Raw genomic sequence first — 333 nt, 5'->3', positions numbered from 1 at the left:
TATCAATGTAAGGACTGCAAACGCCAGTTTATTGGCGATCATGCCCTAACTTATAACGGCTGTCACTCTAGAATAGAAGATAAAATACGGCTAATGACAGTGAGAGGCTGTGGCATTAGAGACATTGCTATTATAGCCTCAGTTAGCATTGGTAAAGTGCTTAGCACCATAGGCTCATCTGTTTATAAGATTGCGCCTAAGAAGCGCTACTATGAACGCTTAGAGGTTGATGAGTTCTGGACTTACGTGTATCGCAAGAAGCGTAAAGTCTGGCTCATCTACGCTTATGACCGTGCTACCAATGAGATTGTCGCTTATGTCTGGGGCAAACGC

1 protein-coding gene is annotated in these 333 nt (G+C 43.8%); it reads left to right on the top strand.

Features of this window, described 5'->3' with window-relative positions:
- A partial coding sequence (locus IQ457_RS13510; protein ID WP_274600277.1) for an IS1 family transposase occupies positions 1 to 333 on the top strand: 333 nt, incomplete at both ends.

Origin of the sequence: Psychrobacter sp. M9-54-1, assembly GCF_016613355.1 — a bacterium.
GTDB classification, from domain to species: Bacteria; Pseudomonadota; Gammaproteobacteria; order Pseudomonadales; family Moraxellaceae; genus Psychrobacter; species Psychrobacter faecalis.
The sequence above is the reverse complement of the archived record's forward strand: the minus strand, read 5'-3'. Positions and strand labels throughout refer to the sequence as shown.